Source organism: Bradyrhizobium sp. NBAIM14, assembly GCF_020193895.1.
GTDB lineage: Bacteria > Pseudomonadota > Alphaproteobacteria > Rhizobiales > Xanthobacteraceae > Bradyrhizobium > Bradyrhizobium yuanmingense.
The window spans coordinates 143,369-169,218 of record NZ_JADYVQ010000003.1 but is presented as its reverse complement, the minus strand read 5'-3'; the positions used below and the strand labels follow the sequence as shown (position 1 = coordinate 169,218).

The following is a 25,850-nucleotide window of genomic DNA, read 5'->3' as shown; positions in this document are numbered from 1 at the left end:
TTTTGACGCGTTTTCTTAACGCGAACCGGTGTCCACTTCGCTCGAAAACGCTTTAGCCAAAATCCAGCACCATGCGACCGTCGATCTTGCCGGCCCTCATCCGGTCGAAGACGTCGTTGATCGCTGCGAGCGGCACCTTGGTCACCTCGGCCTTGACCTTGCCGTCGGCGGCGAACGCGATGGCTTCGTCGAGGTCACGCCTCGTGCCGACGATGGAGCCGCGCACGGTGATGCGCTTGAGCACGACGTCGAAGATCGGTGTCGGGAATTCGCCCGGCGGCAGGCCGACGAGGCTGACAGTGCCCTTGCGACGCACCATCTTGAGCGCCTGAGCGAATGCAGCAGTCGACACCGCCGTCACCAGCACGCCATGCGCGCCTCCCCCACTCGCCGTCAGCACCTTCTCCACTGCACCATCCGCCAGCGCGTTGACCGCGAGATCGGCACCGGTTTCACGCGCCAGCTCCAACTTGTCCTCGGCGATATCAACCGCGGCGACCTTCAGCCCCATCGCCTTGGCGTATTGGATCGCGACATGGCCGAGCCCGCCGATTCCGGAGATCACGACCCACTCGCCGGGCTTGGCCTCGGTTTCCTTCAATCCCTTGTAGGTGGTGACCCCAGCGCAGAGGATCGGCGCGATGGCCGCGAAATCGATCGTCGCCGGCAGCTTGGCGGCGAACGCGGCCGAAGCGATGACATATTCGGCAAAGCCGCCGTTGACGCTGTAGCCGGTGTTGTGCTGGTGCTCGCACAGCGTCTCCCAGCCGGTCTCGCAATATTCGCACGACATGCAGGCGTCGTGCAGCCAGGCGACGCCGACGGCATCGCGACTTTCAGATTCTTCACGCCGGGCCCGAGCGCGGCGACGATGCCGGCGGCTTCATGGCCGGGGATGAAGGGCGGCACCGGCTTCACCGGCCAGTCGCCGGAGGCGGCGTGCAGATCGGTGTGACAGACGCCGCAGGCCTTGACCTTGACCAGAACCTCGCCCGGACCGGGCTGCGGCACCGGCACGTCCTCGATCACCAGCGGCTTGCCGAATTGCTTGACGATTGCGGCTTTCATGGTCGGCATCGGTCTGCTCCTTGTGCTTTGTGAAGCAGAATAGCGACGCCGCCCGGCGCACCCTTGAGGAGAGTCAAAAAGCACAATGTTTGCGCAAGGGCGGGTCCATCATGACACCCCGATGACGCCGCGCGGTGCTCTCGATCTGTCAACTATGGAACTTGAGACCGTCGACGATCTTGTCGATCACCTTCCGCTCGGCGCGCATCGCAATGCCGACGAGATTGAGGTCGCTACGCGCAACCGCCCTCACCGCCTCGCGGTTGGCGGCATCATGTGTCGTCTTGAACATGTCTTCGGTATAGACCGCCGCCTTGACGTTGCGGGCGAGCGCGCGGTCCAGCGCGCGCGACAGCGCCGGACCGTCGGCGCCATAGATCAGGATCGGTTGGCCGATCAGTGCATGATACTTCGTGCCCGAGGCGTCCTCATAGGCTTCGCCGATGCATTCCGGAAAGGCCGCGGCGATGCCGCTGGTGAGGAAGGAGGCTACGTTCAGCTTCTGCCAGGCTTGAAGATCGGTACGGATCACGACCGCGATCTTGGTGTCGAACTGCATGTATGCCTTCCACTGTCATTCCCTAGGCGATGCTACGCAACGCCCGATCACGACAGCAAGAGAAAATCACCCCTTGGCGTCACAGGCCCAGGCGCGGATCACGCATTCCTTGCCGCCGTATTTGTAGCATTCGCGCGTAGCGGCGTTGAGCGAGGCGGAAATATTCGGCTTGACGGCATAGCCGTAGGCGCCGCAGGGATTGGTCATATCGACCGACATCGCAGCGCAGGCGCGCTTCATCGTCATGGTGGTGCAATCGCCCTTGCACTGCTTCTGCGCGGCGGCGCGAGCCTCGTCCTCGTGGCCATAATCATAGGCCTGGCCATAAGCGCCGCACTTGCCGACCGCGAAAGCGCCGGCGGCCTGGGCTTCTGTCATATGGCGCGCGCCGGATGCAAAAACGGACAGCGCAAGGAAAAACATCGCGCAACGGCGCGCGACGACGTTCGAAGCCATGGAAAAACCCCTCCCCCCAAGGCAGGTGGCGGCAACTCTAAGCGGCGGTCGTTTCCAGATGGTGAACGGGGGGTTGAAATCGGCAGGCTTGCAGGATGCCGTAGTCCCGTAGGGCGGATTAGCGAAGCGTAATCCGCCTCTTTTGTTTCCGCGGAGAAACACAGCGGCGGATTACGCCTTCGGCTAATCTGCCCTACGCACCTTCAGCCCCGCCGTGCCGCCTCCAGCGCCTGCGGCGTGTCGATGTCCAGGAAGGCGCTCTCGCCGTCGACGGGCACTTCGGCGACCGCTTCGGTGTGCTTGGCGATCAAGTGCCGCGCGCCGATGTCGCCGTCGAGCGTCATCAGCTCCCTGAAGAAGCGGCGCGACCACAGCACGGGGTTGCCGCGCCGGCCCTCGCTGACGGGAACGACGATGAGATTGCCGCGGTCGGGCGCAAAACTGTCGATGAGCCGGTCGATCAGGCCGGCGTCGATCAGCGGCATGTCGCCGAGACACACGACGGCGCCATCGCAGGTCTCGGGCACGGCCGCGATCCCGGCCTTCACCGAGCTGGCGATGCCGCCGGCGAAGTCCGGATTGCGGACGAATGTCACCTTCAGGCCTTGCAGCGCCTGCTCGATGAGCTCGGCCTGGTGGCCGGTGACGACGATCACCTCGGATGCCCTGGAGGCCAGCGCCTGCTCGGTCGCGAGGCGCACCAGCTTCTTGCCGTCGAGCTTGGCGAGCAGCTTGTTCGGCCCGCCCATCCGGGTCGAGCGTCCCGCCGCGAGCACGATGGCCGCGACCTGGCTGTTGCCCTCGGTCTCCGGCTTGGCGCGCGGCTGCGGCCGCGTCACGATCTCCATCAAGAGGCCGCCGACGCCCATGCCCATCAGCTCGGACCGCGTCACCTTGATGCCGGCGAGAAGCCGCATCAAGACCCAGTCAAAACCGTTCTCGACCGGCGAGCGCGCGCAGCCCGGCGCGCCCATCACCGGCACCTCGCCGGCGCGGGCGATCAGCAGGAGATTTCCGGGGTCGACCGGCATGCCGAAATGCTCGATCTCGCCGCCGATTCCGGTGACGGCCGCCGGAATCACGTCGCGGCGGTCAGCGATCGCGGATGCACCGAAAACGATCACGAGCTCGGCGCCGAGGCCGAGCAATTCCTTGATCGCGGCCGACAGCGCCTGCTCCTCGTGCGGGACCCGGCGCTCGGCGATGATGCTGGCGCCGGCTGGCGCCAGCCGTTCGGCAGTGACGCGCAGCGTCTTGTCGATCACCTTGGTGGACAGGCCCGGCAGCAGCGTCGAGACCACGCCGACGCGCTTGATCACGTAAGGCGCGACCTTCAGCACGTCCTTGCCCGCCGCCTTCACCGCGGCATCGCGCAAACTCGCCTCGACGCCGAACGGGATGATCTTGACGGTTCCGACCATCTCGCCCTCGACCACCGGCTTGTAGGCGGCGAGCGTGGCAAAGGTGATGGCTTCGTCGATGTTGTTGATGCGGTCGACCGCGGCGCGATCGATCACCAGCACGCCCGCTCGCGCGGCGAACAGATTGGCACGGCCGGTGAAAGCGCGCTCGACATGGATGCCCTCGCCGCCGATGGCGAGCGCGATGCTGGCGGCGGCAACGTCCTCGGAGACGTCGCCCGCCTCCATGCGCACCACGACGATGTCCTTGATGCCGGCGCGCTCCAGCGCCTCGACCTCGGCAGGTCCGATCGTCGTGCCCTTCTTCAGCACCAGCGATCCCTGGCGCAGGGTGTGGACGGTCACCCCGCCAATCGCATCCCTGGGACTCGCCGGGCCGAACTTCATGCCGCTTCTTCTTTTTCCTTGGGAGGCAGCCGAAGCACGGCCGTGATCTCGGCCATGATCGCCACCGCGATCTCGGACGGCGAGACCGCGCCGATCGCTAGCCCAATGGGCGCGTGGATGCGCGCGATGTCGTTTTCCTTGGCGCCTTGCGCCCGCAACCGGTCGCCACGCTTGGCATGCGTCTTTCGCGAGCCGAGCGCGCCGATATAGAAGCAGTTGCGCTCGAAGGCGTGCAGCAGCGCGGGGTCGTCGATCTTGGGATCGTGCGTCACCGCCACGAACGCGGTGTAGGCATCGACATTGAGCGGCGGCAGCGCAGTATCAGGCCATTCGGCGATCAACGGAATGTCGGGAAAGCGCTCGGGGCTCGCAAAGGCCGTGCGCGGATCGACCACGGTGACGTCATAGCCGAGCGAGCGCGCCAGCGGCGCGAGCGCCTGGCTGATATGGACCGCGCCGATGATGACGAGCTTTGCCGTCGGGGCGTAGACGTTGAGAAACAGCTTCTTGCCGCCGGCCTCGACACTGGCGCTCTTGCCCATGCGAAGCTGCTTCTCCAGCTCGGCGCGCAGCGGATCCTTGGCGAAATCCTTCGCCTTCACCAGCCGCTGCTCGCCGCTCTCGGTGTCGGTTACCAGAATCACGGGCCGGCGCGCGGCGCGTTCGGCATTGAGTTCGTGCAGGATGTCGAGCTTCACGGCTAACCGACCTTCTCGACGAAGACGCGGATGGTGCCGCCGCAGGACAGCCCAACGTTCCAGGCGGTCTCGTCGGCGACCCCGAACTCCAGCATCTTCGGCTTGCCGCTCTGGATCACATCCATGGCCTCCGTAACCACCGCACCCTCGACGCAGCCGCCGGATACGGACCCCAGGAACGTGCCTTCGTCGTTGATAACGAGGCTCGAGCCCGCCGGGCGCGGCGCCGAGCCCCAGGTTTCCACCACCGTCGCCAGTGCGACGCCACGGCCGGCCTTCTGCCAGTCCTCCGCCGCCTTCAGGATGTCCTCGTCGCGATCGAGCATGGCTGGCCTCTCAAGCTGCGGAGCGGATCAGGCTGCGGTGATGCGGCGGCAGCGGCTGGGAGAGCGTCGTGATCAGCTCCTGGATCGAACTCAAATTATGTACCGGGCGGAATTCGTCAACGTGGGGGAGCATCATTTTGATGCCCTGCGCCTTGGCCTCGAAGCCGCCAAACCGCAGCAGCGGGTTCAGCCAGATCAGCCGCCGGCAGGAGCGGTGCAGCCGGTCCATCTCGAAGGCGAGCTTGGAATCGGCCTCCCGCTCCAGCCCGTCGGAGATCAGGAGCACGATGGCGCCCTGGCTCAGCACCCGCCGCGCCCACAATTTGTTGAAGTTGTGCAGCGAGGCCGAGATCCGGGTGCCGCCGGCCCAATCCTCGACCGAGGCCGAGCAGCTCGCCAGCGCCTCGTCCGGGTCACGCTGGCGCAGCGCGCGGCTGACATTGGTGAGGCGCGTGCCGAACAGGAACACCGAGACGCGCTTGCGGGCATCCGTGATGGCATGCAGGAAATGCAGGAACAGGCGGGTGTATTCGCTCATCGAGCCCGAGATGTCGAGCAGCGCCACGATCGGCGCCGGCTTCTCGATCCGTCCGAGGCGATGAATGTCGATGATGTCACCGCCGGTGCGCAAGGAGGCGCGCAGCGTGCGGCGGAGGTCGAGGCGCAGGCCGCGCGCATCGGGCCGGCGCCGGCGCGTCAGGAGCTCGGCCTGCGGCAACCTCATCCGCTCGATGGCACGGAGCGCCTCGGCAATCTCCGCCGCGCTCATCTGCGCAAAATCCTTCTTCTGCAGGATCTCCTTGTCGGAGACCGACAGGCGCAGATCCTGCTCCTGGTGCTGCGGCGTCTCGGTCATACGGGGCTGCGCCATCGCCTCCTGGACGCGGCGGGCGCCGGCCTGGGGCTTCTTCTTGGCCTCGTCCGGCAGCGGCACCGAATCCAGCATGTGCTTCCATTCTTCCGAGACGCGGAAGAACAGGTTGAAAGCCTGCTTGAAGATCTGCGCATGCTCATGGCGCTTGACGAAGATCGCCTCCAGCGTGGTGAAGACGTCGGATCGGCTGCCGATGTCGATCACCTGCAGCGCGCTCATGGCATCGATGACAGCGCCCGGCCCGACCGGCAGGCCGGCCGCACGCAGCGCGCGGGCGAAGCCGACGGTGTTGTCGGCGAACTGCTCGGTCTTTTCGGGGGCAAGGTGGTTGATGGCCATTGGTTCAGCACCCTCGGTCGTCATTCCGGGGCGATGCGCAGCATCGAGCCCGGAATCCATTCATCCACCAACTCTGCGGCCCGATGGATTCCGGGTTCGCGCTAACGCGCGCCCCGGAATGACGTGAAGATCAATTCTCGCTCGTCACGTCCTTCAGCACCTTCTGCAGCGTGTCGCCCTGCATGCGGGTGATGTCGTCCTGGTACTTGAGCAGCGCGCCCAGCGTGTCGCCGACCACTTGCGGGGTCAGTGAGCGGGCATCGAGCTCCGACAGCGCGGTGGCCCAGTCGATGGTCTCGGCAACGCCCGGCGACTTGTAGAAGTCCTGGTTGCGCAGTGCCTGCACGAAGCGGACGACCTGCTGCGACAGCTTGGCGGAGATGCCGGGCACACGTGTCTTGACGATCGCGAGCTCGCGCTCGGCAGCGGGATAGTCGACCCAGTGATAGAGGCAGCGCCGCTTCAGCGCGTCGTGGATCTCGCGGGTACGGTTGGAGGTGATGATGACGATCGGCGGATGCGGCGCCTTCACGGTGCCGAACTCAGGGATGGTCACCTGGAAGTCACTGAGGATTTCGAGTAGGTAGGCTTCGAACGCCTCGTCGGCACGGTCGAGCTCGTCGATCAGCAGCACCGGCGGACCGGCGACATCAGGCTCCAGCGCCTGGAGCAGCGGCCGCTTGATCATGTAGCGGTCGGCGAAGATATCGCTCGAAAGCTGATCGCGATCAGTGTCGCCCGCGGCTTCCGCCATCCGGATCGCGATCATCTGCGACGCGCTGTTCCACTCATACACCGCGGAGGAGACGTCGAGGCCTTCATAGCACTGCAGGCGGATCAGCTTCCGCCCCAGCGCCGCCGAGAGCACCTTAGCGATCTCGGTCTTGCCGACGCCGGCCTCACCTTCCAGGAACAGCGGTCGGCCCATACGCAGCGACAGATACGTCACCGTCGCCAGCGAGCGCTCAGCGAGATAGCCGCGCGACGTCAGGAGTTCGAGCATCGCATCGACCGATGCCGGCAAAGCACCGGAAGAAGTGGCCGCTGAAGTCATGGAAAAGCCAGTCTTACTACGCCCTCACCGGGGACAGGTCTGGACCGAGGAATGAGGTCAGCTCATTCCTTGGCATTGGCGGCATCGACGGCGCGCCGCGTCAGCACGCCGATGAGATGCGCGCGGTATTCGGCGCTGCCGTGGATGTCGCTGTTGAGGCCTTCTGCCGGTACCGCGATGCCCTCCAGCGCCTTCGAGGCGAAGCGCTTCTTCAAGGCTTCCTCGAATGCGGTGACGCGGAACACGCCTTCGGAGCCCGCACCGGTGACCGCAACGCGCACGTCCGAAGGACGCCGCGCCACGAACACCCCGACAAGCGCATAGCGCGAGGCCTGGTTGCGGAACTTGACGTAAGCGGCCTTCTTCGGCAGCGGGAACATCACCTTGGTGATGATCTCATCCGCTTCGAGCGCGGTCGTGAACAGGCCCTGGAAGAACTCTTCCGCCTTGAGGCGGCGCTTGTTGGTGACGATGGTGGCCCCGAGCGCGAGCACCGCGGCCGGATAATCGGCAGTCGGATCGTTGTTGGCGAGCGAGCCGCCGATCGTGCCCTTGTGACGCACGGCCGGATCGCCAATGCCGCCGGCAAGGTTCGCCAGCGCAGGAATGGCTTCACCGACGATGGCGGAGGTCGCGACCTCGGCATGCTTGGCGGTGGCGCCGATCACGAGCGAGCGGCCCTTCATCTCGATCGCATTGAGCCCCTCGATGTGGGAGAGGTCGACCAGATGCGGGGGACTGGCGAGGCGCTGCTTCATGACGGGAATCAGCGTGTGGCCGCCGGCGATCACCTTGGCGTCCTCGTTCTTCACCAGGAGGTTGGCCGCCTGGCGAACGGTCCCAGGGCGATGATATTTGAATTCGTACATCTGTATGTCCTGATCGCGGGAGGCGCGTTACGCGAGGTCGGATTTGGCCATCGCCTTCGCGCCGGCAGAGATCGAGGCGACGATGTTCTGGTAGCCCGTGCAGCGGCAGAGATTGCCTTCGAGCTCCTCGCGAATGGTGTGGTCGTCGAGCTCGTGGCCCTTGCGGTGCACGATGTCGATCGCAGTCATGATCATGCCGGGCGTGCAGAAGCCGCACTGCAGGCCATGGTGCTCGCGGAAGGCCTCCTGCATCGGATGCAGCGGCGCGCCGTCCGCAGCCAGCCCCTCGATCGTCTTGACCTCGTGGCCATCGGCCATCACCGCAAGCGTGGTGCAGGACTTCACGGCCTTGCCGTCGAGATGCACGACGCAGGCGCCGCACTGCGAGGTGTCGCAGCCGACATGGGTGCCGGTCAGCCGCAGATTCTCGCGCAGGAATTGCACCAGGAGCGTGCGGGGATCGACATTAGCGGTGACTGGATTGCCGTTCACGATGAGGGAGATTTTTGCCATAAGCACTCTCTGTCAGCACCCCGACGGGTCCCGTCGAAGCGGTTCTTATAATTATTCCAACCCATCATATGGGCCATTATGCCCCGGGGCAACATCGCCCCGGGCGCAAGGCGCCATGCCGAAGGCGCTACCCTAAAGGTATTGGACCTTCAGCCCTGTACGGCCTTGGCGAAGTTCGCGAAAAACTCATCGGCAAGCTTCTTGGCGGCGCCGTTGATGAGGCGCTGGCCGAGCTGCGCCAACTTGCCGCCGATCTGCGCCTCGACGTCGTAGGAGAGCAGCGTGCCGCCGTCCTTCTCGGCGAGCTTGACGGTCGCGCCGCCCTTGGCGAATCCGGCCACCCCGCCTTCGCCCTCACCGGAGATCTTGTAGCCGTTCGGCGGGTCGAGATCGGACAGCGTGACCTTGCCCTTGAAGCGCGCCGACACCGGGCCGACCTTCATCTTCGCCGTCGCGCGGAAGCCGCCGTCGTCGGTCTTCTCCAGCTCCTCGCAGCCGGGGATGCAGGCCTTCAGCACCTCGGGATCGTTGAGCTTGGCCCACACGGCCTCGCGCGGCGCTGCAAGCTGGACTTCGCCGTTCATCGTCATGGCCATGAGGGTGCCTCCCGGATCGCGTAACTATAGTGCTGATCAAGTAACGCAGCGGCGCGGCAAAGAAAAGGCCGGCGCCCGGTCACGTGCAATGCATATTCGCAACTGCAAAATGACGTGTGCGGGCGGTGGGGGATTGGCACGGCCGGGCCATGATGATTAGGTCGCGCGCAACATGAGCACATCCCTCTCCCCCCTGCTCGCACCGATGCTGTCGAGCGCCGCCATGCGCGTGGTCTGCGACGATCGGTCGACCTTGCAGAACATGCTCGATTTCGAGGCAGCCTTGGCACGCGCCGAGGCGGCCACCGCCGTGATTCCCACATCCGCCGTCGGACCGATCGAGGCGGCGTGCAAGGCCGATGGCTTCGACATGGCCGCACTGGCCGAGGCCGCGACGCGGTCGGGCAATCTCGCGATTCCCCTGGTCAAGATGCTAACCGCCAATGTCGGCAAGAATGACGCGGAGGCCGCGCGCTACGTGCATTGGGGCGCGACCAGCCAGGACGTCATCGACACCGCGACCATGCTGATGCTGCGCGCCGGCATCGCGGCGCTGGATGCCGACCTCAGCCGTGCCATCAAGGGCTTTGCCGCGATGGCGCGCAGCCATCGCAACACCGCGATGGTGGCGCGGACCTGGCTCCAGCATGCGCTGCCGATGCCGTTCGGGCTGAAGGCCGCCGAATACGCCTCGAGCCTTGCGCGCGCCCGCTGCCGCCTGCGGCGGCTCTCCCGCGAGGGCCTCGCGCTGCAATTCGGTGGCGCTGCCGGCACGCTCGCTGCGCTCGGCGACAAGGGGCTCGCGGTGGCCGAACGGCTGGCGCAGGAGCTCGACCTGCCGCTGCCCGAGGCGCCCTGGCATACCCATCGCGACCGCATCGCCGAGGCCGCATCCTGCTTCGCCATTCTCGCCGGCAGCTGCGGCAAGATCGCGCGCGACGTCTCGCTGCTGATGCAGACCGACGTCGCCGAAGCGTTCGAGCCCGCCGGCGAAGGCCGCGGCGGCTCCTCGACCATGCCGCACAAGCGCAACCCGGTCGCCGCCGCAAGCGCGCTGGGCTCTGCCACCATGGCCCCGCAGCTCGCCGCGACGATCTTCGCCGCCCAGGTGCAGGACCACGAACGCAGTGCCGGTCCCTGGCACGCGGAATGGCCGACGCTGCCGCAATTGATGCTGGTCACATCAGGCGCGCTGGCTGCCGTCGTCGACATCGCCGAGGGTCTCGAGGTCGATGCAGCGCGCATGCTCCGCAATCTCGATGCGACGCATGGCTTGATCATGGCCGAGGCCGTCACCTTCGCGCTCGCCGAAGCCATCGGCAAGAGCAACGCGCATCATCTCGTCGAGGCCGCGAGCAAGCGTGCCGTCGCCGAGAAGAAGCATCTGCGCGAGGTGCTGTCGGCCGATTCGCAAGTCATCGCGCACCTTTCGCCGGAAAAAATTGCGGCATTGTTCGAGCCGATGGCCTATCAAGGGGCGTCACAGGCGCTGATCGACCGGCTGCTCGACAACCTCGATCAAGATTAAGAACGGAGACGCCGCATGCCCATGATCGATGCCGACGGATGCCTGCTCAACGTCTCCGTCGAGGGCCGCGACGGCGGGCCGACCTTGATGCTGTCGAACTCGCTCGGCTGCACGCTGCAGATGTGGGAGCCGCAGATGAAGGCGCTGACGCAGGTGTTCCGTGTCATCCGCTACGATCGCCGCGGCCACGGCAAGTCGAACGTCCCGCCTGGCCCCTACACGATGGAGCGGTTCGGCCGCGACGTGCTCGCGATCCTCGACGACCTCAACATCGAGAAGGTGCATTGGTGCGGCCTGTCGATGGGCGGCATGGTCGGGCAATGGCTCGGCGCCAATGCGCCCGAACGGTTCGGCAAGCTGATCCTCGCCAACACGTCCTGCTACTATCCCGATCCAACAAACTGGCACAACCGCATCAAGGCGGTAAAGGAGGGCGGCATCGCGGCGGTCGCGGACGCTGTGATCGCGGGCTGGCTCACCCAAGATTTCCGCGAGCGCGAGCCTGCGATCACCGCGAAGATGAAGTCGATGCTGCTCGCCTCGCCCGTCGAGGGCTATCTCGCCTGCTGCGAGGCGCTGTCGACGCTGGACCAGCGCGCGCTGCTGCCGAAAATCAAGAGTCCGACGCTGGTGATCGCCGGCCGCCACGACGCGGCGACGCCGATCTCGGCGGCCGAATTGATCCGCTCCAGCATTCCCGGCGCCAGCATGACCATCATCGACGCCGCGCACATTTCGAACGTCGAGCAGCCGCATGCGTTCACGGATGCGGTGGTGGGGTTCCTGACGCAGCGCTAGCAACAACCGTCATTGCGAGGAGCGTAGCGACGAAGCAATCCAGTCCGTCTCCGCGGACACATTTCTGGATTGCTTCGCTGCGCTCGCAATGACGAAAGAGGAGGAACAGAATGGACGACCAGAAGCGCCGCGATGCCGGCATGAATGTGCGCCGCAAGGTGCTGGGCAATGCCTGGGTCGACAAGTCGATCGCGAACCGCAATGCCTTCAACACCGACTTCCAGGACCTGATCACCCGCTACGCCTGGGGCGAGATCTGGACGCGGCCGCATTTCGACGAGCGCACGCGGCGCGTGCTGGTGATCGGCACCATGGTCGCGCTCGGGCAATGGGACGAATTCCGCCTGCACGTGCGTGCGGCGCTGGCCGAGGGCGGCTTCACGCCCGACGACATCAAGGAGATCCTGCTGCAGCAGGCGATCTATTGCGGCGTGCCGGCGGCGAACCACGCCGTCAAGGAAGTCTCAGCGATTGTGCAGGAGCTCGGCCTGCTCGAGACCTAGAGGCTGAAGATTCGGCGGCGCGGCGACCTCGGCCGCCTTCGACGCAGCCGCCGGCTTTTCGATCACGAGCACGACGGCGGCACCGAGCAGCATCAGGAGCTCGGTGGCGTGCAGCCGAAGCGCAGCCAGCTCGCCGACCTTCGAGGCCATCACCATGCTGGCAAAGGAGATCAGGCTGCCGATCGCCAGCGCAATCCCGAGCGCCTCGTCACTGCCGCCGCCCTTACGGGTGCGGGGAATACAGAGCAGCACGAGGTAGATCGCAAAGAACGCCACCACGGTCAGCCTTCCGAGCGCCAGCAGCCAGGCGGCACGCACCGTGTCCATGCCCGCCATCTGCAGATGGTCGCTCAGGTACAGCGCCACCGCGACGCTCGGCCGCTCGTAGAGGCCGCGCACGGGCGCGACGATGATGCTGAAGGCTATGAGGCTCCAGACGGGAATGAAATAGGCCGCCAGCAGCGCGCCGTTGACCGAGCCGATCCGCCAATTCCTGAACATGCCGCTTCCCGCCTGATTTGCCGAGCCTTCGATGGAAGGCGGCGGCCATGCCGGAGCTAACTCGCATCAGACTGTGGCGGCAATTTAAACCCTTTGTTTACCTTAACTGCCCTCTCGCGCGGCGTCATTCCGGGGTGGTGCGCAGCACCAGACGCGGAATGACTCTTCCGCAAAGAAAAAGGCCCCGCCTCGCGGCGGGACCTCTCCTCACTACCGGGCTCCCAAACTCGCTATTCCTGATCGCGCTGGCCGCCCTGCTGCTGGCCCGGGCGATCGCCCTGGCGCGGGTCCTGCTGCTGCTGTCCGGGTTTCTGGCCACCACCCTGCTGCGGATTGCGCTGGCCGGGATTCTGATTCTGCTGACCCGGATTCTGGTTCTGCTGCTTCGTCATTCGGGGAAACTCCCTTATTGGACGTCAGAGGGGAGACAACGGCCGGCATCCACTTTGGTTGCCTCGGGAACCGGGTTCCTCGCAGGACCCAGGGAACCCGGCGCCGAAATGATCTCTGTACAAGCCTTAAGGTGGAGCCCGGGCCAGTTGCAGCCGCCAGTTCCCTCCTGTTACAAAACCCAAATGCTCAAGGGCTGCCGGGGCCCAAGAACTCTCTGCAAGAGCTCCCTTTGAGCCGCGTCAAGTTTGGGTACGGCAGCTTATGGATTATTTCGCCCAGCAGCTCATCAACGGCCTCGTGCTCGGCTCGATCTACGGCCTGATCGCGATCGGCTACACGATGGTCTACGGCATCGTCGGCATGATCAACTTCGCCCATGGCGACGTCTTCATGATCGGCGGCTTCATCGCCCTCATCACCTTCCTGATCCTGATCTCGCTCGGCCTCACGGCCATTCCCCTGATCCTGCTCGTGGTGCTGCTGGTCTCAATGGCGATCACCGCGCTCTATGGCTGGACCATCGAGCGCATCGCCTACCGGCCGCTGCGCCATTCCTTCCGCCTCGCCCCGATGCTGTCGGCCATCGGCATGTCTTTCGTGCTGACGAATTATTCGCAAGTGGCGCAAGGCGCCCGGGTCAAGCCGATCCCGCCGGTCATCACCGGCGGCTATACGCTGCATGAAAGCGCGGACGGCTTCGTCATCCAGCTTTCCAACATCCAGATCATCGTCGTCATCACCACCATCGTGCTGCTGGCGATCTTCACCTGGCTGGTGTCGAACACCCGGCTCGGGCGCGACATGCGCGCCTGCGAGCAGGATCAGACCATGGCAGCGCTGCTCGGCGTCAACGTCGACCGCACCATCTCCATGACCTTCGTGATCGGCGCGGCGCTCGCCGCCGTTGCGGGTCTGATGTACCTGCTCTATTACGGCCTGGTCGACTTCTTCATGGGCTTCGTCGCCGGGATCAAGGCCTTCACCGCCGCGGTGCTCGGCGGCATCGGCTCGCTGCCCGGCGCCATGCTCGGCGGCCTTGCGATCGGCCTGATCGAGACGTTCTGGTCGGCCTATTTCTCGGTCGAGTACAAGGACGTTGCGGCGTTCTCGATCCTGATCGTCGTGCTGATCTTCATGCCGACCGGCCTGCTCGGCCGTCCCGAAGTCGAAAAAGTCTGACGCGCGTGACAGCTCCCTCCACCCACACGACCAAACCTGCAACGGGCATCCCCGCTCTCCTCAAGACCGCCTTCATCAACGCAGTGATCGCGCTGGTGCTGTTCTCGCTGATGGTCGGCGTCCGCACCGAGGCGGGCTCCGACGGCCAGCTCACCTATTGGACGCGATTCGGCGAGCTCGCCTCCCTCGTCGCCGCGGTGTTCGGCGGCTCGATCGTGATCGAGCTGCTCAGGCAATGGATCGGCCCGGCCGGCACCGAGCAGCTGGTGCCGCCAGTGGTGCAGAAGGGCGTGTCGCTGGTCGGCCGCTACCTTGCGCCCGCGCTGCTGATCTTCACGCTGCTGGTGCCCGTGATCTTCTATGACCAGCGCTATATCCTCGATCTCGCCATTCTCGTGCTGACCTATGTGATGCTGGGCTGGGGCCTCAACGTCGTGGTCGGGCTCGCCGGCCTGCTCGATCTCGGCTACGTCGCATTCTATGCCGTCGGCGCCTATTCCTACGCGCTGCTCGCCACCAATTTCGGCTGGTCGTTCTGGATCTGCCTGCCGCTCGCCGGCATCCTCGCCGCATTCTGGGGCGTGTTGCTCGGCTTTCCCGTGCTGCGCCTGCGCGGCGACTATCTCGCCATCGTGACGCTCGCCTTCGGCGAGATCATCCGCCTCGTCCTGATCAACTGGCAGGATCTGACCGGCGGACCGAACGGCGTGTCCGGTATTCCGCGTCCGACCCTGTTCGGCATTCCGCTCGACAGGAGCGACGATGGGCTGGCCGCCAAGCTCGGCATCGAGTTTTCGCCGACCCACCGTATCGTCTTCCTGTTCTATCTGATCCTGGCGCTGGCGCTGCTCACCAATTGGGCGACGATCCGCCTGCGCCGGCTGCCGATCGGGCGTGCCTGGGAAGCCTTGCGCGAGGACGAGGTCGCCTGCCGCGCGCTCGGCATCAACACCACGACGACCAAGCTCACGGCATTTGCGACCGGCGCCATGTTCGGCGGCTTCGCCGGTGCGTTCTTCGCCACCCGCCAGGGCTTCATCAGCCCGGAATCCTTTACCTTCCAGGAATCGGCGCTGGTGCTCGCCATCGTCGTGCTCGGCGGCATGGGCTCGCAGCTGGGCGTCGCGCTCGCCGCGCTGGCGATGATCGGCGGCTTCGAGCTGTTCCGCGGCCTCGAGACCTATCGTATGCTGGTGTTCGGCTGGACCATGGTGCTGATCATGATCTGGCGGCCACGCGGCCTGGTCGGCCATCGCGCGCCGACCGTTTATCTGAAGAAGGCGCAGGCCATCTCCTCCGACCTCGTCAAGGAAGGACACGGATGAGCGGCGACAAGATCCTCAGCGTCGACCGGCTGACGATGCGCTTCGGCGGCATCGTCGCCGTGCAGGATCTCTCGTTCGCCGCCGAGCGGAAGAAGATCACCGCGCTGATCGGGCCGAACGGCGCCGGCAAGACCACGGTGTTCAACTGCATCACCGGCTTCTACAAGCCGACCGGCGGCGCCATCCGCCTCACCCACGATGACGGCAAGGAAATCGCGCTCCAGCGGCTCAACGACTTCCGTATCGCCAAACAGGCCAAGGTCGCGCGCACGTTCCAGAACATCCGCCTGTTTCCCGGGATGACCGTGCTCGAAAACCTGATGGTGGCGCAGCACAATATGCTGATGCGCGCCTCGGGCTTCACCTTGCTCGGCCTTGTCGGCGCGCCCGCCTATCGCGACGCAGAAAAGCGCGCGATTGATCTCGCCTCCGACTGGCTGAAGCGGGTCAACCTGCTGGACCGCGCCGACGACGCCGCCGGCAATCTCGCCTATGGCGATCAGCGCCGCCTCGAGATCGCGCGCGCGATGTGCACCGAGCCCGCACTTCTGTGCCTCGACGAACCGGCTGCCGGCCTCAACGCGCGAGAGAGCGCCGCGTTGAACGAGCTCCTGCTTTCGATCCGCAACGACCTGGGAACGTCGATCCTCCTGATCGAGCATGACATGTCGGTGGTGATGGAGATCTCCGACCACATCGTGGTGATGGATCACGGGGTGAAGATCGCACAAGGCACGCCGCGCGAGGTGCGCGACGATCCCAAGGTGATCGCCGCCTATCTCGGCGCCGACGAGGAAGAGGCCGTGGCCGTCATGGAGAGCGGATCGTGACGGCGGCATCCCCCCTGCTCGCGATCCGGGGCCTGCGCGCGGCCTACGGCAAGATCGAGGCCTTGAAGGGCGTCGACGTCGACATCAATTCCGGCGAGATCGTGGCGCTGATCGGCGCCAACGGCGCCGGCAAGTCGACGCTGATGATGACGATCTTCGGCAAGCCGCGCGCCCGCGCCGGGCAGATCCTGTACGAGGGCAAGGACATCACGGCCGTCCCGACCCACGAGATCGCCCATTTGCGCATCGCGCAGTCGCCCGAAGGCCGCCGCATCTTCCCGCGCATGAGCGTCGCCGAGAACCTCCAGATGGGGGCCGACGTCACCGAGAGCACGCCGGCGGAACGGGAGAGCACACTCGAGCGCGTGTTCGCCCTGTTTCCCCGCCTGAAGGAACGTTTCGCCCAGCGCGGCGGAACCCTGTCCGGCGGCGAGCAGCAGATGCTGGCCATCGGCCGCGCCTTGATGAGCCGCCCTCGCCTGCTCCTGCTCGATGAACCCTCGCTGGGGCTCGCCCCGCTCATCGCGCGGCAGATTTTCGACGCCATCCGCACACTGAACCGGCAGGACGGCCTGACCGTGCTGATCGTCGAGCAGAACGCCAACCACGCCCTCAAGCTGGCCCATCGCGGCTATGTCATGGTCAACGGCCTGATCACGCTGGCCGGCAGCGGCGCCGAATTGCTGCAGCGCCCCGAAATCCGCGCCGCTTATCTGGAAGGCGGCCGGCACTGACCGGCCCCGCCCTGCGCGAGAATGCGGCTAGATATCTTGGCGTATGCCCGTATTTTGCCGGTGACTTCTCCTCGAATTCATTCAAGAATGGCGCCGGTTTGAACCGGGCATGCCCGGCAACTTCCACAGGCGACCACCCGCGAGGTATCTCATGAAATCACTGAAGCTCATCGGTCTGGCATTCGGCGCATCGCTCGCGCTATCGAGCGCGGCATTCGCGCAGGATGTCACCGTCGCAGTCGCAGGCCCGATGACCGGCGGCGAGTCCGCCTTCGGCCGCCAGATGAAGAACGGCGCCGAGATGGCCGTCGCCGACATCAACGCCGCCGGTGGCGTCAACGGCAAGAAGCTCGCGCTCAACGCCGAGGACGACGCCTGCGATCCGAAACAGGCCCGCTCGATCGCGGAAAAGATCGCCGGCGCCAAGATCCCGTTCGTCGCCGGCCATTTCTGCTCGTCGTCTTCGATCCCGGCCTCTGAAGCCTATGCGGACGGCAACGTCCTGCAAATCACCCCGGCTTCGACCAACCCGCTCTTCACCGAGCGCAAGCTGTGGAACGTGGCGCGAGTCTGCGGCCGCGACGACCAGCAGGGCCTGATCGCCGCGCAGTACATCGCCAAGAACTACAAGGGCAAGAACATCGCGATCCTCAACGACAAGACCACTTACGGCAAGGGTCTTGCCGACGAGACCAAGAAGGCGCTCAACAAGGCCGGCATCACCGAGAAGATGTACGAATCCTACAACAAGGGCGACAAGGACTTCAACGCGATCGTCTCGCGCCTGAAGAAGGACAATGTCGAGCTCGTCTATGTCGGCGGTTACCATCAGGAAGCCGGCCTCATCCTCCGCCAGATGCGCGATCAGGGCATGAAGACGGTGCTGATGTCGGGCGACGCGCTCGCGGACAAGGAGTACGCCTCCATCACCGGTCCCGCCGGCGAAGGCACGCTGTTCACCTTCGGTCCCGACCCGCGCAACAAGCCGACCGCGAAGAAGATCGTCGAGGCGTTCAAGGCCAAGGGCATCGATCCGGAAGGCTATACGCTCTATACCTACGCTGCGCTGCAGGTCTGGACGCAGGCGGTCAAGAAGGCCGGCACCACCGACGCCAAGAAGGTCATGGAGACCATCAAGGCCGGCAAGTGGGACACGGTGCTCGGCCCGATCGAAATTGACGCCAAGGGCGACCTCAAGCAGATCGACTATGTCGTCTACAAGTGGGACGCCAAGGGCAATTACGCCGAGCTCGGCGCCAAGGGCTCTTGATCGAGAATGCTCTTCGGGGATCCCGATCAGCGATCGCCCGAAGGCTCCCGCCATCGCGACCACGCCCCGGCTTGCCGGGGCGTTCTTTTGCCGGTCAGACCGCGGCCGAAATCTCGTCGCCGGCCGCGGCCTGGGCCTTCCGCAGGGCCTGCAGCAGATCGTTCGGCCGAAACGGCTTTTGCAGGCCGACCACGTTGGCGAGGTGGGGCGATTGGTCCATGAAATCGAGTGCCGTCATCCCGGATACCGCAATCACCGGCAGCGCCGGCGCGCGTTCGCGCAAGGCGGTGATGACGTCGACGCCGCTGGTATCACCGAGGAAGATGTCCACAATCGCCGCGTCAAAGCGGCTTTCCGCAAAGGCCTTCAGCCCCGCCGCGCCGGTTTCGGCCTCCACGACCTCGAAATGGTACCCGAAGCACGATCGCCACCATCGCGCGGACGTCCTTCTGGTCGTCGATGATGAGAACGCGGGGCATGGGCAAACTCCCGATCTCGAAATCAAAATCGCCTGTTTCAAGCCTGGAACCGGCCGCAGCGGCAGGGCATTATGACACCGCCCAGTAAAGTGCCCCTTACCAATCCCTGTTCCGTGCTCTCACCGAAATTAGGTAAGCTGTAACCCTCGGTTGAGTCGTAAACCGGTTCCGTGACCACCTGCGCCCAGAACCCGCTACGATAAACGGACTGCCGGCGAATGAGACTAGCGGAGATGCTCAAGCCCATCTACTCGCGCGAAATGGACGTGCCTGCGCCGATCGACCGAAGCACATTTCTGTCGACCCTGCCGGCCACGTCGGCCGACCGCACTGCAGCATTGACGATTGTCGGTGTGTCCTCGCTCCTGTTCGCCGCAGCCGTGCCCTTCGCCGGTACCCCGCTCCTGCCGGTGCCAGCCTTCGTCGCCAGCTATCAATCCGCGCTGGCCGTGAGCGACATCGTCACGGCAGTGCTGCTGCTGTCGCAATTTGCGATCCTGCGCACCCGCGCGCTGCTGTGGCTCGCCAGCGGCTATCTCTTCACCGCCGCGGCGGCGCTGGTTCATGCCCTCACCTTCCCAGGGCTGTTCACCCCGACCGGACTCCTGGGCGCGGGCCGACAGACCACGGTGTGGCTCTACATGATCTGGCACGCCGGCTTTCCGCTCTGCGTGATGGCATATGCCTGGCTGAAGGAGAAAGACGGTGGGCCCCGGATCCGCGGCGCGGTAAGCACCGCGATTTATGCCTGCGGGCTCGGCGTCGTCGCCGCGATGGCGGTCTTCGCCTGGATCGTCACCGCGCAGCACGATCTGTTGCCGGTCCTGTTGAGCGAGGGCCGCTACACGGCGACCATGATCGGCGTCGTGTCCTTCGTGTGGTCGCTGAGCTTTGCCGCGCTGGTCTCGCTCTGGTTCCGCAGGCCACATACGGTAATCGACATCTGGCTCATGGTGGTCATGTGCGCCTGGCTGTTCGACATCGCCCTGTCGGCGATCGTCAACGTCGCGCGCTTCGATCTCGGATTCTATGCCGGCCGGCTCTACGGCCTCGCCGCGGCGACCTTCGTGCTCGCGGTGCTTCTGATCGAGAATGTCCGCCTCCAGGCGCATACAGTGGGCCTCGTCGGAAAGCTGCGCCAGCAATCGGCCTCGCAACGCGACTATTTCGGCAAGCGCCTCGCGCTGTACGGCGCCGTGGTCGAATCCTCCAATGACGCGATCATCACCAAGTCGCTCGACGGCATCATCACCAGCTGGAACAAGGCCGCCGAAAACCTATTCGGCTACTCCGCCGCCGAGGCCGTCGGCAAGCCGATCGACATCATCGTGCCGCCGGATCGCAAGGGCGAGATCAGAAGCACCCTCAACCAGATCGCCAGCAATGAATCGATCGCCCAGCACGAGACGGTCCGAATCCGCAAAGACGGCCGCCCGCTCGACGTCGTCCTGAACGTCTCGCCGCTGCGGACCGACGATGGAGAGATCATCGGCGCTTCCAAGATCGCCCACGACATCACGGAAGAAAAGCAGGCTAGAGAGAAGCTGCGCCGCGAGACCGAGGAACGCCAGCGGATTTTCGAGACATCGCAGGACCTGATCCTGGTCACCGACGGCTACGGCAATTTCGTCCAGGTCAGCCCGAGCGTGCAGAACATTCTCGGCTACAGCCCCGAGGACATGGTCGGGCACAGCGCGATCGAGTTCATCCATCCCGACGACCTCGAGAAGACGCGGAGCGAGATGCGGGCGGCCCGTCGCGGCGCGGTCAAGCGCAGCTTCGAGGCGCGCTACTACCATTACGACGGTCACGAGGTCACGCTGAACTGGATGGGCACCTGGTCCGAGCCGGTGAAACGCCACTTCTTCATCGGCCGCGACCTCACCGACAAGCAGGCCGCCGAAGCCCAGCTCCGGCAGGTCCAGAAAATGGACTCGATCGGCCAATTGACCGGCGGCGTCGCCCACGACTTCAACAACGTGCTGACCGTGATCACGGGCACGATCGGCATTCTCAGCGACGCGGTCGCCGACCGGCCCGATCTTGCCGCGATCACCAAGCTGATCGACGACGCCGCCGAGCGCGGCGCGCAGCTGACCAAGCACCTGCTCGCCTTCGCCCGCAAGCAGCCGCTGCAGCCGCGCGAGATCGACGTCAACGCACTGGCGCTCGAAGCCGCCAAGCTCTTGCATCCGACGCTCGGCGAGCAGATCACCATCATGCCGCAGCTCACCGAGGATGCCTGGCCGACACTGGTCGACCCGGGCCAGCTCTCCACCGCGATCCTCAATCTCGCGCTGAACGCGCGCGACGCCATGCCCGAGGGCGGCACCCTGGTGCTGGAGACCCGCAACATCTTCCTCGACGACGGCTATGCCAGCATGAACCCCGACGTCGTTGCCGGCAATTACGTGATGATCGCGGTCAGCGACACCGGCACCGGAATTCCTGCCGAGCTGATCGACCGGGTATTCGATCCCTTCTTCACGACCAAGGAGGTTGGCAAGGGCACTGGCCTCGGCCTCAGCATGGTGTTTGGCTTCGTCAAGCAATCGGGCGGGCACATCAAGATCTACAGTGAGGAAGGCCACGGCACGAGCGTGAAGATCTACCTGCCGCGCTCGACCGGTGTGCAGGAGACCGAGTTCGAATCGCTCCAGAATGCGCCAATCACCGGCGGTAACGAGAAGATCTTGATCGTCGAGGACGATGCCTTGGTGCGGCAGTATGTCGTGACGCAGGTCAAGAGCCTCGGCTATACCGCGCTCGAGGCCGCCAACGGCGCCGAGGCGCTCAATATCATCGACAGCGACGAGACCATCGACCTGCTGTTCACCGACATCATCATGCCCGGCAACATGAATGGCCGCCAGCTGGCCGACGAAGCCCACAAGCGCCGCCCCGACCTGAAGACGCTGTTCACCTCGGGCTACACCGAGAACGCCATCGTCCATCACGGCCGGCTCGATTCCGGCGTGCTGCTGCTGGCCAAGCCCTACCGCAAGTCCGAGCTCGCCAAGATGCTGAGGACCGCGCTCGCCGGTTGAGCCTGCGGCATTGCTGCGCTATCGCAGATCGTGAATTCTCAAACACGAGGCCGCCTTGAAGAACCTTCTCACCGATATCGCCGGCGTCCGGGTCGGCCACGCCGAAGATCCGAAAGTCGGTTCCGGTGCGACCGCGATCATCTTCGATTCTCCTGCGATCGCCGCGATCGACGTGCGCGGCGGCGGCCCCGGCACGCGCGAGGATGCACTGCTCGATCTCGCCAACACGGTCGAGCGCGTCGACGCTATCGCGCTGTCGGGCGGCTCGGCCTTCGGCCTCGACACCGGCGGCGGCGTGCAGGCCTGGCTCGCCGAGCAGGGCCGCGGCCACCGGGTTCGCGAAGCGCTGATCCCGATCGTGCCGGGGGCGATCCTGTTCGACCTGCTCAATGGCGGCGACAAGGCCTGGGGACGCTTCTCGCCGTATCGCGACCTCGGCTATGCCGCGGCGACTGCCGCCACCAGCGCGGATTTCGCGCTTGGCAGCGCCGGCGCCGGTTTCGGCGCCACCACCGCGACGTTCAAGGGCGGGCTTGGCTCGGCATCGGCCGTGACGCCGAGCGGAATCAAGGTCGCGGCGATCGTCGCCGTCAACGCCGTGGGCAGCGTCACCGTCGGCAATGGCCCGTGGTTCTGGGCGGCGCCGTTCGAGGTGGACAGCGAATTCGGTGGACGCGGCCTGCCGGACAAGTTCACCGAGGACATGCTCCGCATGCGCATCAAGGGCGGTCCTGCCGCGAGCGCGCGCGAGAACACCACCATCGGCGCCGTCGTGACCAACGCGGTGCTGACCAAGCCCCAGGCCAAGCGGCTGGCGATGATCGCGCATACCGGCTTCGCCCGCGCGATCTATCCGGTGCATGCGCCGACCGACGGCGACGTGCTGTTCGCCGCCGCCACGTGCGAAAAGCCGATCGAGCCGCTGGTTGGCCTCACCGAGCTCGGCACGATCGCCGCCAACGTGGTCGCCCGCGCGATCGCCCGCGGCGTCTACAGCGCGACGGCCCTACCGTTTCCGGGCGCGCAGGCGGCTTGGAAGGACCGGTTCGGCTAGAAACGAAACCGTCACCCAAGCGTTACCCGGCGGACAAGGTGCGCGGCCATGCCCTCTTCCGTGATCCGCTTTTTTCGCTATGCGCCAGAGAGACGCGAACTGAAGGTGACGTTCGTCAGCGGGCGCCTCTATGTCTATGAGGATGTTCCGCCCGAGATCGCTGCTGCGTTCAGGGATGCGCGCGCAAAAGGAACGTTCTTCAATCGCGAGATCCGCGACCGCTATGCCTGTCGTGACATCACGCACGAACTTGCCGGGTAACTTCGGGACGCGCTCACACGCTGATCGACATCGATGAAGCTGCTGATCCCGCAGTGGCCTGCGCCTGGCGCTGCATCATCTGCCCGAACCAATCATAAGGCGAATTGCCGCCACTTTTCGCATTCGACGAGCTGGCGGCGCCCGGCACCGTGGTCGACATCTTGAAGCCGTCGGCATAGGTGACGGTGGTGGTGGTCGAGCCGTCGGCATTGGTCGTCGTGGTCGACGTCGAGCCGCGGCTGGATTGCGACGAGGAATCCGAGCCATCGCCCGCGCCTTCCGCGTGATCACGGCCGTGACCGCCCCTCAGCGCCTTCGTCATGTCGCCGAGATTGACGCTGCCATCCGCATTCGCGTCCATCTTCGAGAACACGTCGTCGGCCTGGGCCAGGTTGGTGCCGCCCGCGCCGAGCGCGTCCTCGAACTCGGACTTGGTGATCTTGCCGTCGGCGTCAGCGTCGATCTGCGAGAACAGATCCTTCAGCGCAGCCTCCCGGCTCTTCGACGACGAGGATGTGCCGTTGGCCGACTGGCCCTGCGCCGCGAACAGCGCATTCATCGTCTCCGCCGAGATCTGCGGATATTTACCTGCATTGACCGATGAGGTCGCGCCGGTCGTGCTGCTGCCGCTGTCGGTTGCGAACGGATTGGTCGGCGCGCTCTGCGAGGAGCCCGACTTGTGCGCCGCCGACGACGATTTCGCGTTCGTCAGCGACTGGATCGCGTCGAGCGCGCTCGATACCGCACCAAGGGCGAACAACATTGCACAACTCCAACAGGATGCGGCATGCCGCGACCAATGTTCTGCGGCTGAAGTCAGCAAGCGCCGTGCCATCGCGAAAATCTCAACGAATTCCGCATCCGTCGGGTCGTGCAGGCCGCGGGAACATCGGCAATTCATGCCGCCGGCGGCAGAAATTTCCGCCCACAGGAAGCCCGCCCTCCTGCATTGCCCGGCACAAGGGCCCATGTTAGGCGAGGCCATTCGTCGTCCGTACGCCCCCGGGAAAACGCGCCATGACCCAAGCTTTCGCCCCCCGCCCCCTGGCCATCGCGCCCTCGATCCTGGCCTCGGATTTCTCGAAGCTCGGCGAGGAGGTGCGCAGCGTCGACGCCGCGGGCGCCGACTGGATCCATCTCGACGTGATGGACGGGCACTTCGTTCCGAACATCTCCTACGGCCCTGACGTCATCAGGGCGATGCGCCCGCACACCAAGAAGATCTTCGACGCGCATCTGATGATCTCGCCCTGCGATCCCTATCTCGAGGCCTTCGCGAAGGCCGGCTGCGACCACGTCACCGTGCACGCGGAGGCAGGTCCCCATTTGCACCGCTCGCTCCAGGCGATCCGCGCGCTCGGCAAGAAGGCCGGCGTCTCGCTCAATCCGGCGACGCCGATCAGCGCGCTCGAATACGTCCTCGACCTCGTCGACCTCGTGCTGGTGATGTCGGTCAATCCCGGCTTCGGCGGCCAGGCCTTCATCCCCTCCGCGATCAACAAGATCCGGGACATCCGCGCGATGGTTGCGGGCCGCCCGATCGATATCGAGGTCGACGGCGGCGTCGGCCCCGATGTTGCGGGTGCGCTCGCCGCGGCCGGCGCCAACGCTTTCGTCGCGGGCACCTCGGTGTTCAAAGGCGGCACGCAGGAGGCCTACAAGACCAACATCGCCGCGATCCGCAACGCGGCACTTGGGGCACGCGGCGAGGCGATCTGAGATCATCGCTATCCGAACCGGAGCCGCGGCCGCTACGACCAAGTGGAATGGATAAACTCCGCGCCACTCCGTTTACTGCCGGCCTGCTTCGTCTTCTCGCCGAGTCCCTTCAGGATGGAGAGCAAGTGGTCTGGCAGGGGCAGCCCGACGCCATCGCCAACGCGACAATGTGGCGATTTCTCTGGTGGATCGGATTTCCCTGGTTGTTGCTGACCGTCATCGCCGTCAGCAACGATTGGATCGACCAAGCGACCCAACCTCTGGCAATGATTGGAGTTGGGATGATTGCAGCTCCGTTCGTGATGCTGCTGCAAGACCTGCAGACGCTTTATGTGATCACCGACCGCCGCGCGCTGATCGTGCGCACGGCCTGGAGCAGACGCAGCGTGACCGCTACTTCGTTCGACGCCATGGATGAAGTGTTCGAAATCCTCGACATCGGCGGCGGCGTCGGCCACCTGAACTTTGCGTCAGGGCGCTCGACCCGTTCGCCCGATACCGACTACACCGGGCGCTATGGGTTTCGCTGTGTTCGAGACGCAAGGCGCATCCGGGATATCCTCGATCATGCGCGCACCGGCAAAGTACGTCGGTCGCACGCGGGAAGAACTGCGGCTTCCACGGGTTCTGCAAGGCGCAAAGCTTAAAATTGTAGCCTTGGTCCGTACTCATCCGGACTTCCCTGATTCGCGCAAATCACTGCAAGTGATTCCTGCCTGTTTCGCGGGAGCACATCATGACGACGACCCTGGTTTGGACTGGCGTGGCGTTGTGGATTGGTTTCAGTGCGTTTGTGGTGTTCGGTCCCTCGGCCGGACCGGTCGAGGCCCCGGCACGTCCGGCCCGCAACATCCGCCGCGACCGCACCAGGGGCTGACGTCCATGCAGATCGCACTCGTGAGGCGTCAGCCGAAGCGCCGGTGCCGGATTCCACGGCGCCCGCATCCGAGCCTCGATTATTTCTTCGGCCGCCTCGAGCGCGCCGATGGCACGCTGGACGACGATGCCGGGCTCGACAATTCGGACCTCGACCGTTCGCTTGGCTCGCCGCGCCGACACTGAGACTCCT

At 65.2% G+C, this 25,850-nt stretch carries 28 protein-coding genes and 2 pseudogenes; 15 read left to right on the top strand and 15 right to left on the bottom strand.

Translation table 11 applies throughout. The features are described 5' to 3' along the window. Positions 1-52: 52 nt before the first annotated feature. The 11 genes and pseudogenes from adhP to I6F28_RS09640 all read right to left on the bottom strand — a co-directional run bounded on the left by adhP (position 53) and on the right by I6F28_RS09640 (position 9,160). Positions 53-1,077, bottom strand: a pseudogene (adhP, locus tag I6F28_RS09690) (alcohol dehydrogenase AdhP). A gap of 139 nt (positions 1,078-1,216) precedes the next feature. Further along, entirely contained in the window at positions 1,217-1,627 is a 411-nt protein-coding gene (locus I6F28_RS09685) for a PTH2-like family protein (RefSeq protein WP_057029516.1), read from the bottom strand. Between the two features lie 66 nt (positions 1,628-1,693). Beyond that, complete coding sequence (locus I6F28_RS09680) at positions 1,694-2,083, bottom strand: DUF4189 domain-containing protein (RefSeq protein ID WP_057029515.1); 390 nt, start codon at positions 2,081-2,083, stop codon at positions 1,694-1,696. Positions 2,084-2,286: 203 nt separating this feature from the next. Then, positions 2,287-3,891, bottom strand: a complete 1,605-nt coding sequence (locus I6F28_RS09675) for an NTP transferase domain-containing protein (protein WP_225139791.1) — start codon at positions 3,889-3,891, stop codon at positions 2,287-2,289. Beyond that, entirely contained in the window at positions 3,888-4,589 is a 702-nt protein-coding gene (locus I6F28_RS09670) for an XdhC family protein (RefSeq protein ID WP_225139790.1), read from the bottom strand. Before I6F28_RS09670 ends, I6F28_RS09675 begins: the two co-directional genes overlap by 4 nt. Before the next feature lie 2 nt (positions 4,590-4,591). Next, positions 4,592-4,915, bottom strand: coding sequence for an XdhC family protein (locus tag I6F28_RS09665; protein WP_025037240.1), 324 nt, complete (start codon positions 4,913-4,915; stop codon positions 4,592-4,594). Between the two features lie 10 nt (positions 4,916-4,925). Further along, complete coding sequence (locus tag I6F28_RS09660) at positions 4,926-6,128, bottom strand: vWA domain-containing protein (RefSeq protein WP_225139789.1); 1,203 nt, start codon at positions 6,126-6,128, stop codon at positions 4,926-4,928. Between the two features lie 130 nt (positions 6,129-6,258). Further along, positions 6,259-7,182: an AAA family ATPase gene (locus tag I6F28_RS09655; protein WP_225139788.1), complete on the bottom strand. Its 924-nt coding sequence runs from the start codon at positions 7,180-7,182 to the stop codon at positions 6,259-6,261. Positions 7,183-7,244: 62 nt separating this feature from the next. Further along, a complete protein-coding gene (locus I6F28_RS09650; RefSeq protein WP_036012847.1) occupies positions 7,245-8,051 on the bottom strand; it encodes an FAD binding domain-containing protein in 807 nt (268 codons plus the stop codon). A 27-nt stretch (positions 8,052-8,078) separates the two neighbouring features. Then, positions 8,079-8,564 carry a (2Fe-2S)-binding protein gene (locus I6F28_RS09645; protein ID WP_014494194.1) on the bottom strand — a complete coding sequence of 162 codons (486 nt, stop codon included), beginning with the start codon at positions 8,562-8,564 and terminating at the stop codon, positions 8,079-8,081. A gap of 149 nt (positions 8,565-8,713) precedes the next feature. After that, positions 8,714-9,160: an SRPBCC family protein gene (locus tag I6F28_RS09640; RefSeq protein WP_036043583.1), complete on the bottom strand. Its 447-nt coding sequence runs from the start codon at positions 9,158-9,160 to the stop codon at positions 8,714-8,716. 172 nt (positions 9,161-9,332) lie between these two features. Here I6F28_RS09640 and I6F28_RS09635 point away from each other — a divergent pair, with 172 nt between their 5' ends. The 3 genes from I6F28_RS09635 (at position 9,333) to I6F28_RS09625 (ending at position 11,989) form a co-directional block, all read left to right on the top strand. Then, entirely contained in the window at positions 9,333-10,688 is a 1,356-nt protein-coding gene (locus I6F28_RS09635) for a 3-carboxy-cis,cis-muconate cycloisomerase (protein WP_225139787.1), read from the top strand. 15 nt (positions 10,689-10,703) lie between these two features. Continuing rightward, positions 10,704-11,486, top strand: a complete 783-nt coding sequence (gene pcaD, locus I6F28_RS09630) for a 3-oxoadipate enol-lactonase (protein WP_197951564.1) — start codon at positions 10,704-10,706, stop codon at positions 11,484-11,486. Positions 11,487-11,596: 110 nt separating this feature from the next. Beyond that, the gene (locus tag I6F28_RS09625; RefSeq protein ID WP_225139786.1) at positions 11,597-11,989 is read left to right on the top strand and encodes a carboxymuconolactone decarboxylase family protein; all 393 of its coding nucleotides are present in this window, start codon (positions 11,597-11,599) and stop codon (positions 11,987-11,989) included. On the opposite strand, the gene I6F28_RS09620 is transcribed toward I6F28_RS09625, so the two are convergent. Together I6F28_RS09620 and I6F28_RS09615 are read right to left on the bottom strand one after the other, a co-directional pair. Next, positions 11,951-12,490, bottom strand: coding sequence for a hypothetical protein (locus I6F28_RS09620; RefSeq protein WP_057029508.1), 540 nt, complete (start codon positions 12,488-12,490; stop codon positions 11,951-11,953). The two genes, I6F28_RS09625 and I6F28_RS09620, sit on opposite strands and share 39 nt — an antisense overlap. Positions 12,491-12,720: 230 nt before the next feature. Further along, complete coding sequence (locus tag I6F28_RS09615) at positions 12,721-12,882, bottom strand: hypothetical protein (protein WP_192893160.1); 162 nt, start codon at positions 12,880-12,882, stop codon at positions 12,721-12,723. A gap of 262 nt (positions 12,883-13,144) precedes the next feature. Here I6F28_RS09615 and I6F28_RS09610 point away from each other — a divergent pair, with 262 nt between their 5' ends. The 5 genes from I6F28_RS09610 to I6F28_RS09590 all read left to right on the top strand — a co-directional run bounded on the left by I6F28_RS09610 (position 13,145) and on the right by I6F28_RS09590 (position 18,221). Next, the gene (locus I6F28_RS09610) at positions 13,145-14,062 is read left to right on the top strand and encodes an ABC transporter permease subunit (RefSeq protein ID WP_057029507.1); all 918 of its coding nucleotides are present in this window, start codon (positions 13,145-13,147) and stop codon (positions 14,060-14,062) included. Between the two features lie 5 nt (positions 14,063-14,067). Next, positions 14,068-15,387, top strand: a complete 1,320-nt coding sequence (locus I6F28_RS09605; RefSeq protein WP_346656734.1) for a high-affinity branched-chain amino acid ABC transporter permease LivM — start codon at positions 14,068-14,070, stop codon at positions 15,385-15,387. Further along, positions 15,384-16,217 carry an ABC transporter ATP-binding protein gene (locus tag I6F28_RS09600; RefSeq protein WP_225139785.1) on the top strand — a complete coding sequence of 278 codons (834 nt, stop codon included), beginning with the start codon at positions 15,384-15,386 and terminating at the stop codon, positions 16,215-16,217. The genes I6F28_RS09605 and I6F28_RS09600 overlap by 4 nt, the downstream gene beginning before the upstream one ends. Continuing rightward, on the top strand, positions 16,214-16,951 hold the full coding sequence (locus I6F28_RS09595; RefSeq protein WP_025037253.1) for an ABC transporter ATP-binding protein: 738 nt from the start codon (positions 16,214-16,216) through the stop codon (positions 16,949-16,951). Before I6F28_RS09600 ends, I6F28_RS09595 begins: the two co-directional genes overlap by 4 nt. A gap of 151 nt (positions 16,952-17,102) precedes the next feature. Next, positions 17,103-18,221 (top strand): branched-chain amino acid ABC transporter substrate-binding protein, encoded by a 1,119-nt coding sequence (locus I6F28_RS09590; protein WP_036012868.1) that lies wholly within the window; start codon positions 17,103-17,105, stop codon positions 18,219-18,221. A 94-nt stretch (positions 18,222-18,315) separates the two neighbouring features. Here the strand turns inward: I6F28_RS09590 and I6F28_RS09585 are convergent. Further along, positions 18,316-18,700, bottom strand: a pseudogene (locus I6F28_RS09585) (response regulator). 233 nt (positions 18,701-18,933) lie between these two features. On the opposite strand from I6F28_RS09585, the gene I6F28_RS09580 reads away from it, so the two are divergent. The 3 genes from I6F28_RS09580 to I6F28_RS09570 are packed head-to-tail and all read left to right on the top strand — an operon-like array spanning position 18,934 to position 23,062. Beyond that, entirely contained in the window at positions 18,934-21,747 is a 2,814-nt protein-coding gene (locus I6F28_RS09580) for a PAS domain S-box protein (RefSeq protein WP_036012869.1), read from the top strand. A 55-nt stretch (positions 21,748-21,802) separates the two neighbouring features. Then, positions 21,803-22,801 (top strand): P1 family peptidase, encoded by a 999-nt coding sequence (locus I6F28_RS09575; protein ID WP_128264564.1) that lies wholly within the window; start codon positions 21,803-21,805, stop codon positions 22,799-22,801. 48 nt (positions 22,802-22,849) lie between these two features. Next, positions 22,850-23,062 (top strand): KTSC domain-containing protein, encoded by a 213-nt coding sequence (locus I6F28_RS09570; protein ID WP_036027804.1) that lies wholly within the window; start codon positions 22,850-22,852, stop codon positions 23,060-23,062. Between the two features lie 13 nt (positions 23,063-23,075). On the opposite strand, the gene I6F28_RS09565 is transcribed toward I6F28_RS09570, so the two are convergent. Next, positions 23,076-23,825 (bottom strand): EF-hand domain-containing protein, encoded by a 750-nt coding sequence (locus I6F28_RS09565; protein WP_225139784.1) that lies wholly within the window; start codon positions 23,823-23,825, stop codon positions 23,076-23,078. A gap of 254 nt (positions 23,826-24,079) precedes the next feature. Here I6F28_RS09565 and rpe point away from each other — a divergent pair, with 254 nt between their 5' ends. From rpe to I6F28_RS09545, 4 genes are all read left to right on the top strand, one after another. Continuing rightward, on the top strand, positions 24,080-24,781 hold the full coding sequence (gene rpe, locus I6F28_RS09560) for a ribulose-phosphate 3-epimerase (protein WP_036012875.1): 702 nt from the start codon (positions 24,080-24,082) through the stop codon (positions 24,779-24,781). Positions 24,782-24,828: 47 nt separating this feature from the next. Further along, complete coding sequence (locus tag I6F28_RS09555) at positions 24,829-25,428, top strand: hypothetical protein (protein WP_225114379.1); 600 nt, start codon at positions 24,829-24,831, stop codon at positions 25,426-25,428. Between the two features lie 89 nt (positions 25,429-25,517). Next, a complete protein-coding gene (locus I6F28_RS09550; protein WP_167361692.1) occupies positions 25,518-25,658 on the top strand; it encodes a hypothetical protein in 141 nt (46 codons plus the stop codon). Between the two features lie 5 nt (positions 25,659-25,663). Then, positions 25,664-25,843 carry a hypothetical protein gene (locus I6F28_RS09545; RefSeq protein WP_036012879.1) on the top strand — a complete coding sequence of 60 codons (180 nt, stop codon included), beginning with the start codon at positions 25,664-25,666 and terminating at the stop codon, positions 25,841-25,843. Positions 25,844-25,850 lie beyond the last annotated feature (7 nt).

Bases quoted from the DNA above. Each gene is read 5' to 3' on its own strand.
- I6F28_RS09570 (WP_036027804.1), top strand. From the start codon at position 22,850: ATGCCCTCTTCCGTGATCCGCTTTTTTCGCTATGCGCCAGAGAGACGC.
- I6F28_RS09565 (WP_225139784.1), bottom strand. From the start codon at position 23,825: ATGTTGTTCGCCCTTGGTGCGGTATCGAGCGCGCTCGACGCGATCCAG.
- I6F28_RS09640 (WP_036043583.1), bottom strand. From the start codon at position 9,160: ATGGCCATGACGATGAACGGCGAAGTCCAGCTTGCAGCGCCGCGCGAG.
- I6F28_RS09675 (WP_225139791.1), bottom strand. From the start codon at position 3,891: ATGAAGTTCGGCCCGGCGAGTCCCAGGGATGCGATTGGCGGGGTGACC.
- I6F28_RS09590 (WP_036012868.1), top strand. From the start codon at position 17,103: ATGAAATCACTGAAGCTCATCGGTCTGGCATTCGGCGCATCGCTCGCG.
- I6F28_RS09655 (WP_225139788.1), bottom strand. From the start codon at position 7,182: ATGACTTCAGCGGCCACTTCTTCCGGTGCTTTGCCGGCATCGGTCGAT.
- I6F28_RS09680 (WP_057029515.1), bottom strand. From the start codon at position 2,083: ATGGCTTCGAACGTCGTCGCGCGCCGTTGCGCGATGTTTTTCCTTGCG.
- pcaD (WP_197951564.1), top strand. From the start codon at position 10,704: ATGCCCATGATCGATGCCGACGGATGCCTGCTCAACGTCTCCGTCGAG.
- I6F28_RS09545 (WP_036012879.1), top strand. From the start codon at position 25,664: ATGCAGATCGCACTCGTGAGGCGTCAGCCGAAGCGCCGGTGCCGGATT.
- I6F28_RS09660 (WP_225139789.1), bottom strand. From the start codon at position 6,128: ATGGCCATCAACCACCTTGCCCCCGAAAAGACCGAGCAGTTCGCCGAC.
- I6F28_RS09650 (WP_036012847.1), bottom strand. From the start codon at position 8,051: ATGTACGAATTCAAATATCATCGCCCTGGGACCGTTCGCCAGGCGGCC.
- I6F28_RS09685 (WP_057029516.1), bottom strand. From the start codon at position 1,627: ATGCAGTTCGACACCAAGATCGCGGTCGTGATCCGTACCGATCTTCAA.
- I6F28_RS09615 (WP_192893160.1), bottom strand. From the start codon at position 12,882: ATGACGAAGCAGCAGAACCAGAATCCGGGTCAGCAGAATCAGAATCCC.
- I6F28_RS09610 (WP_057029507.1), top strand. From the start codon at position 13,145: ATGGATTATTTCGCCCAGCAGCTCATCAACGGCCTCGTGCTCGGCTCG.
- I6F28_RS09600 (WP_225139785.1), top strand. From the start codon at position 15,384: ATGAGCGGCGACAAGATCCTCAGCGTCGACCGGCTGACGATGCGCTTC.
- I6F28_RS09620 (WP_057029508.1), bottom strand. From the start codon at position 12,490: ATGTTCAGGAATTGGCGGATCGGCTCGGTCAACGGCGCGCTGCTGGCG.
- I6F28_RS09635 (WP_225139787.1), top strand. From the start codon at position 9,333: ATGAGCACATCCCTCTCCCCCCTGCTCGCACCGATGCTGTCGAGCGCC.
- I6F28_RS09625 (WP_225139786.1), top strand. From the start codon at position 11,597: ATGGACGACCAGAAGCGCCGCGATGCCGGCATGAATGTGCGCCGCAAG.
- I6F28_RS09645 (WP_014494194.1), bottom strand. From the start codon at position 8,564: ATGGCAAAAATCTCCCTCATCGTGAACGGCAATCCAGTCACCGCTAAT.
- I6F28_RS09555 (WP_225114379.1), top strand. From the start codon at position 24,829: ATGGATAAACTCCGCGCCACTCCGTTTACTGCCGGCCTGCTTCGTCTT.
- rpe (WP_036012875.1), top strand. From the start codon at position 24,080: ATGACCCAAGCTTTCGCCCCCCGCCCCCTGGCCATCGCGCCCTCGATC.
- I6F28_RS09580 (WP_036012869.1), top strand. From the start codon at position 18,934: ATGCTCAAGCCCATCTACTCGCGCGAAATGGACGTGCCTGCGCCGATC.
- I6F28_RS09665 (WP_025037240.1), bottom strand. From the start codon at position 4,915: ATGCTCGATCGCGACGAGGACATCCTGAAGGCGGCGGAGGACTGGCAG.
- I6F28_RS09550 (WP_167361692.1), top strand. From the start codon at position 25,518: ATGACGACGACCCTGGTTTGGACTGGCGTGGCGTTGTGGATTGGTTTC.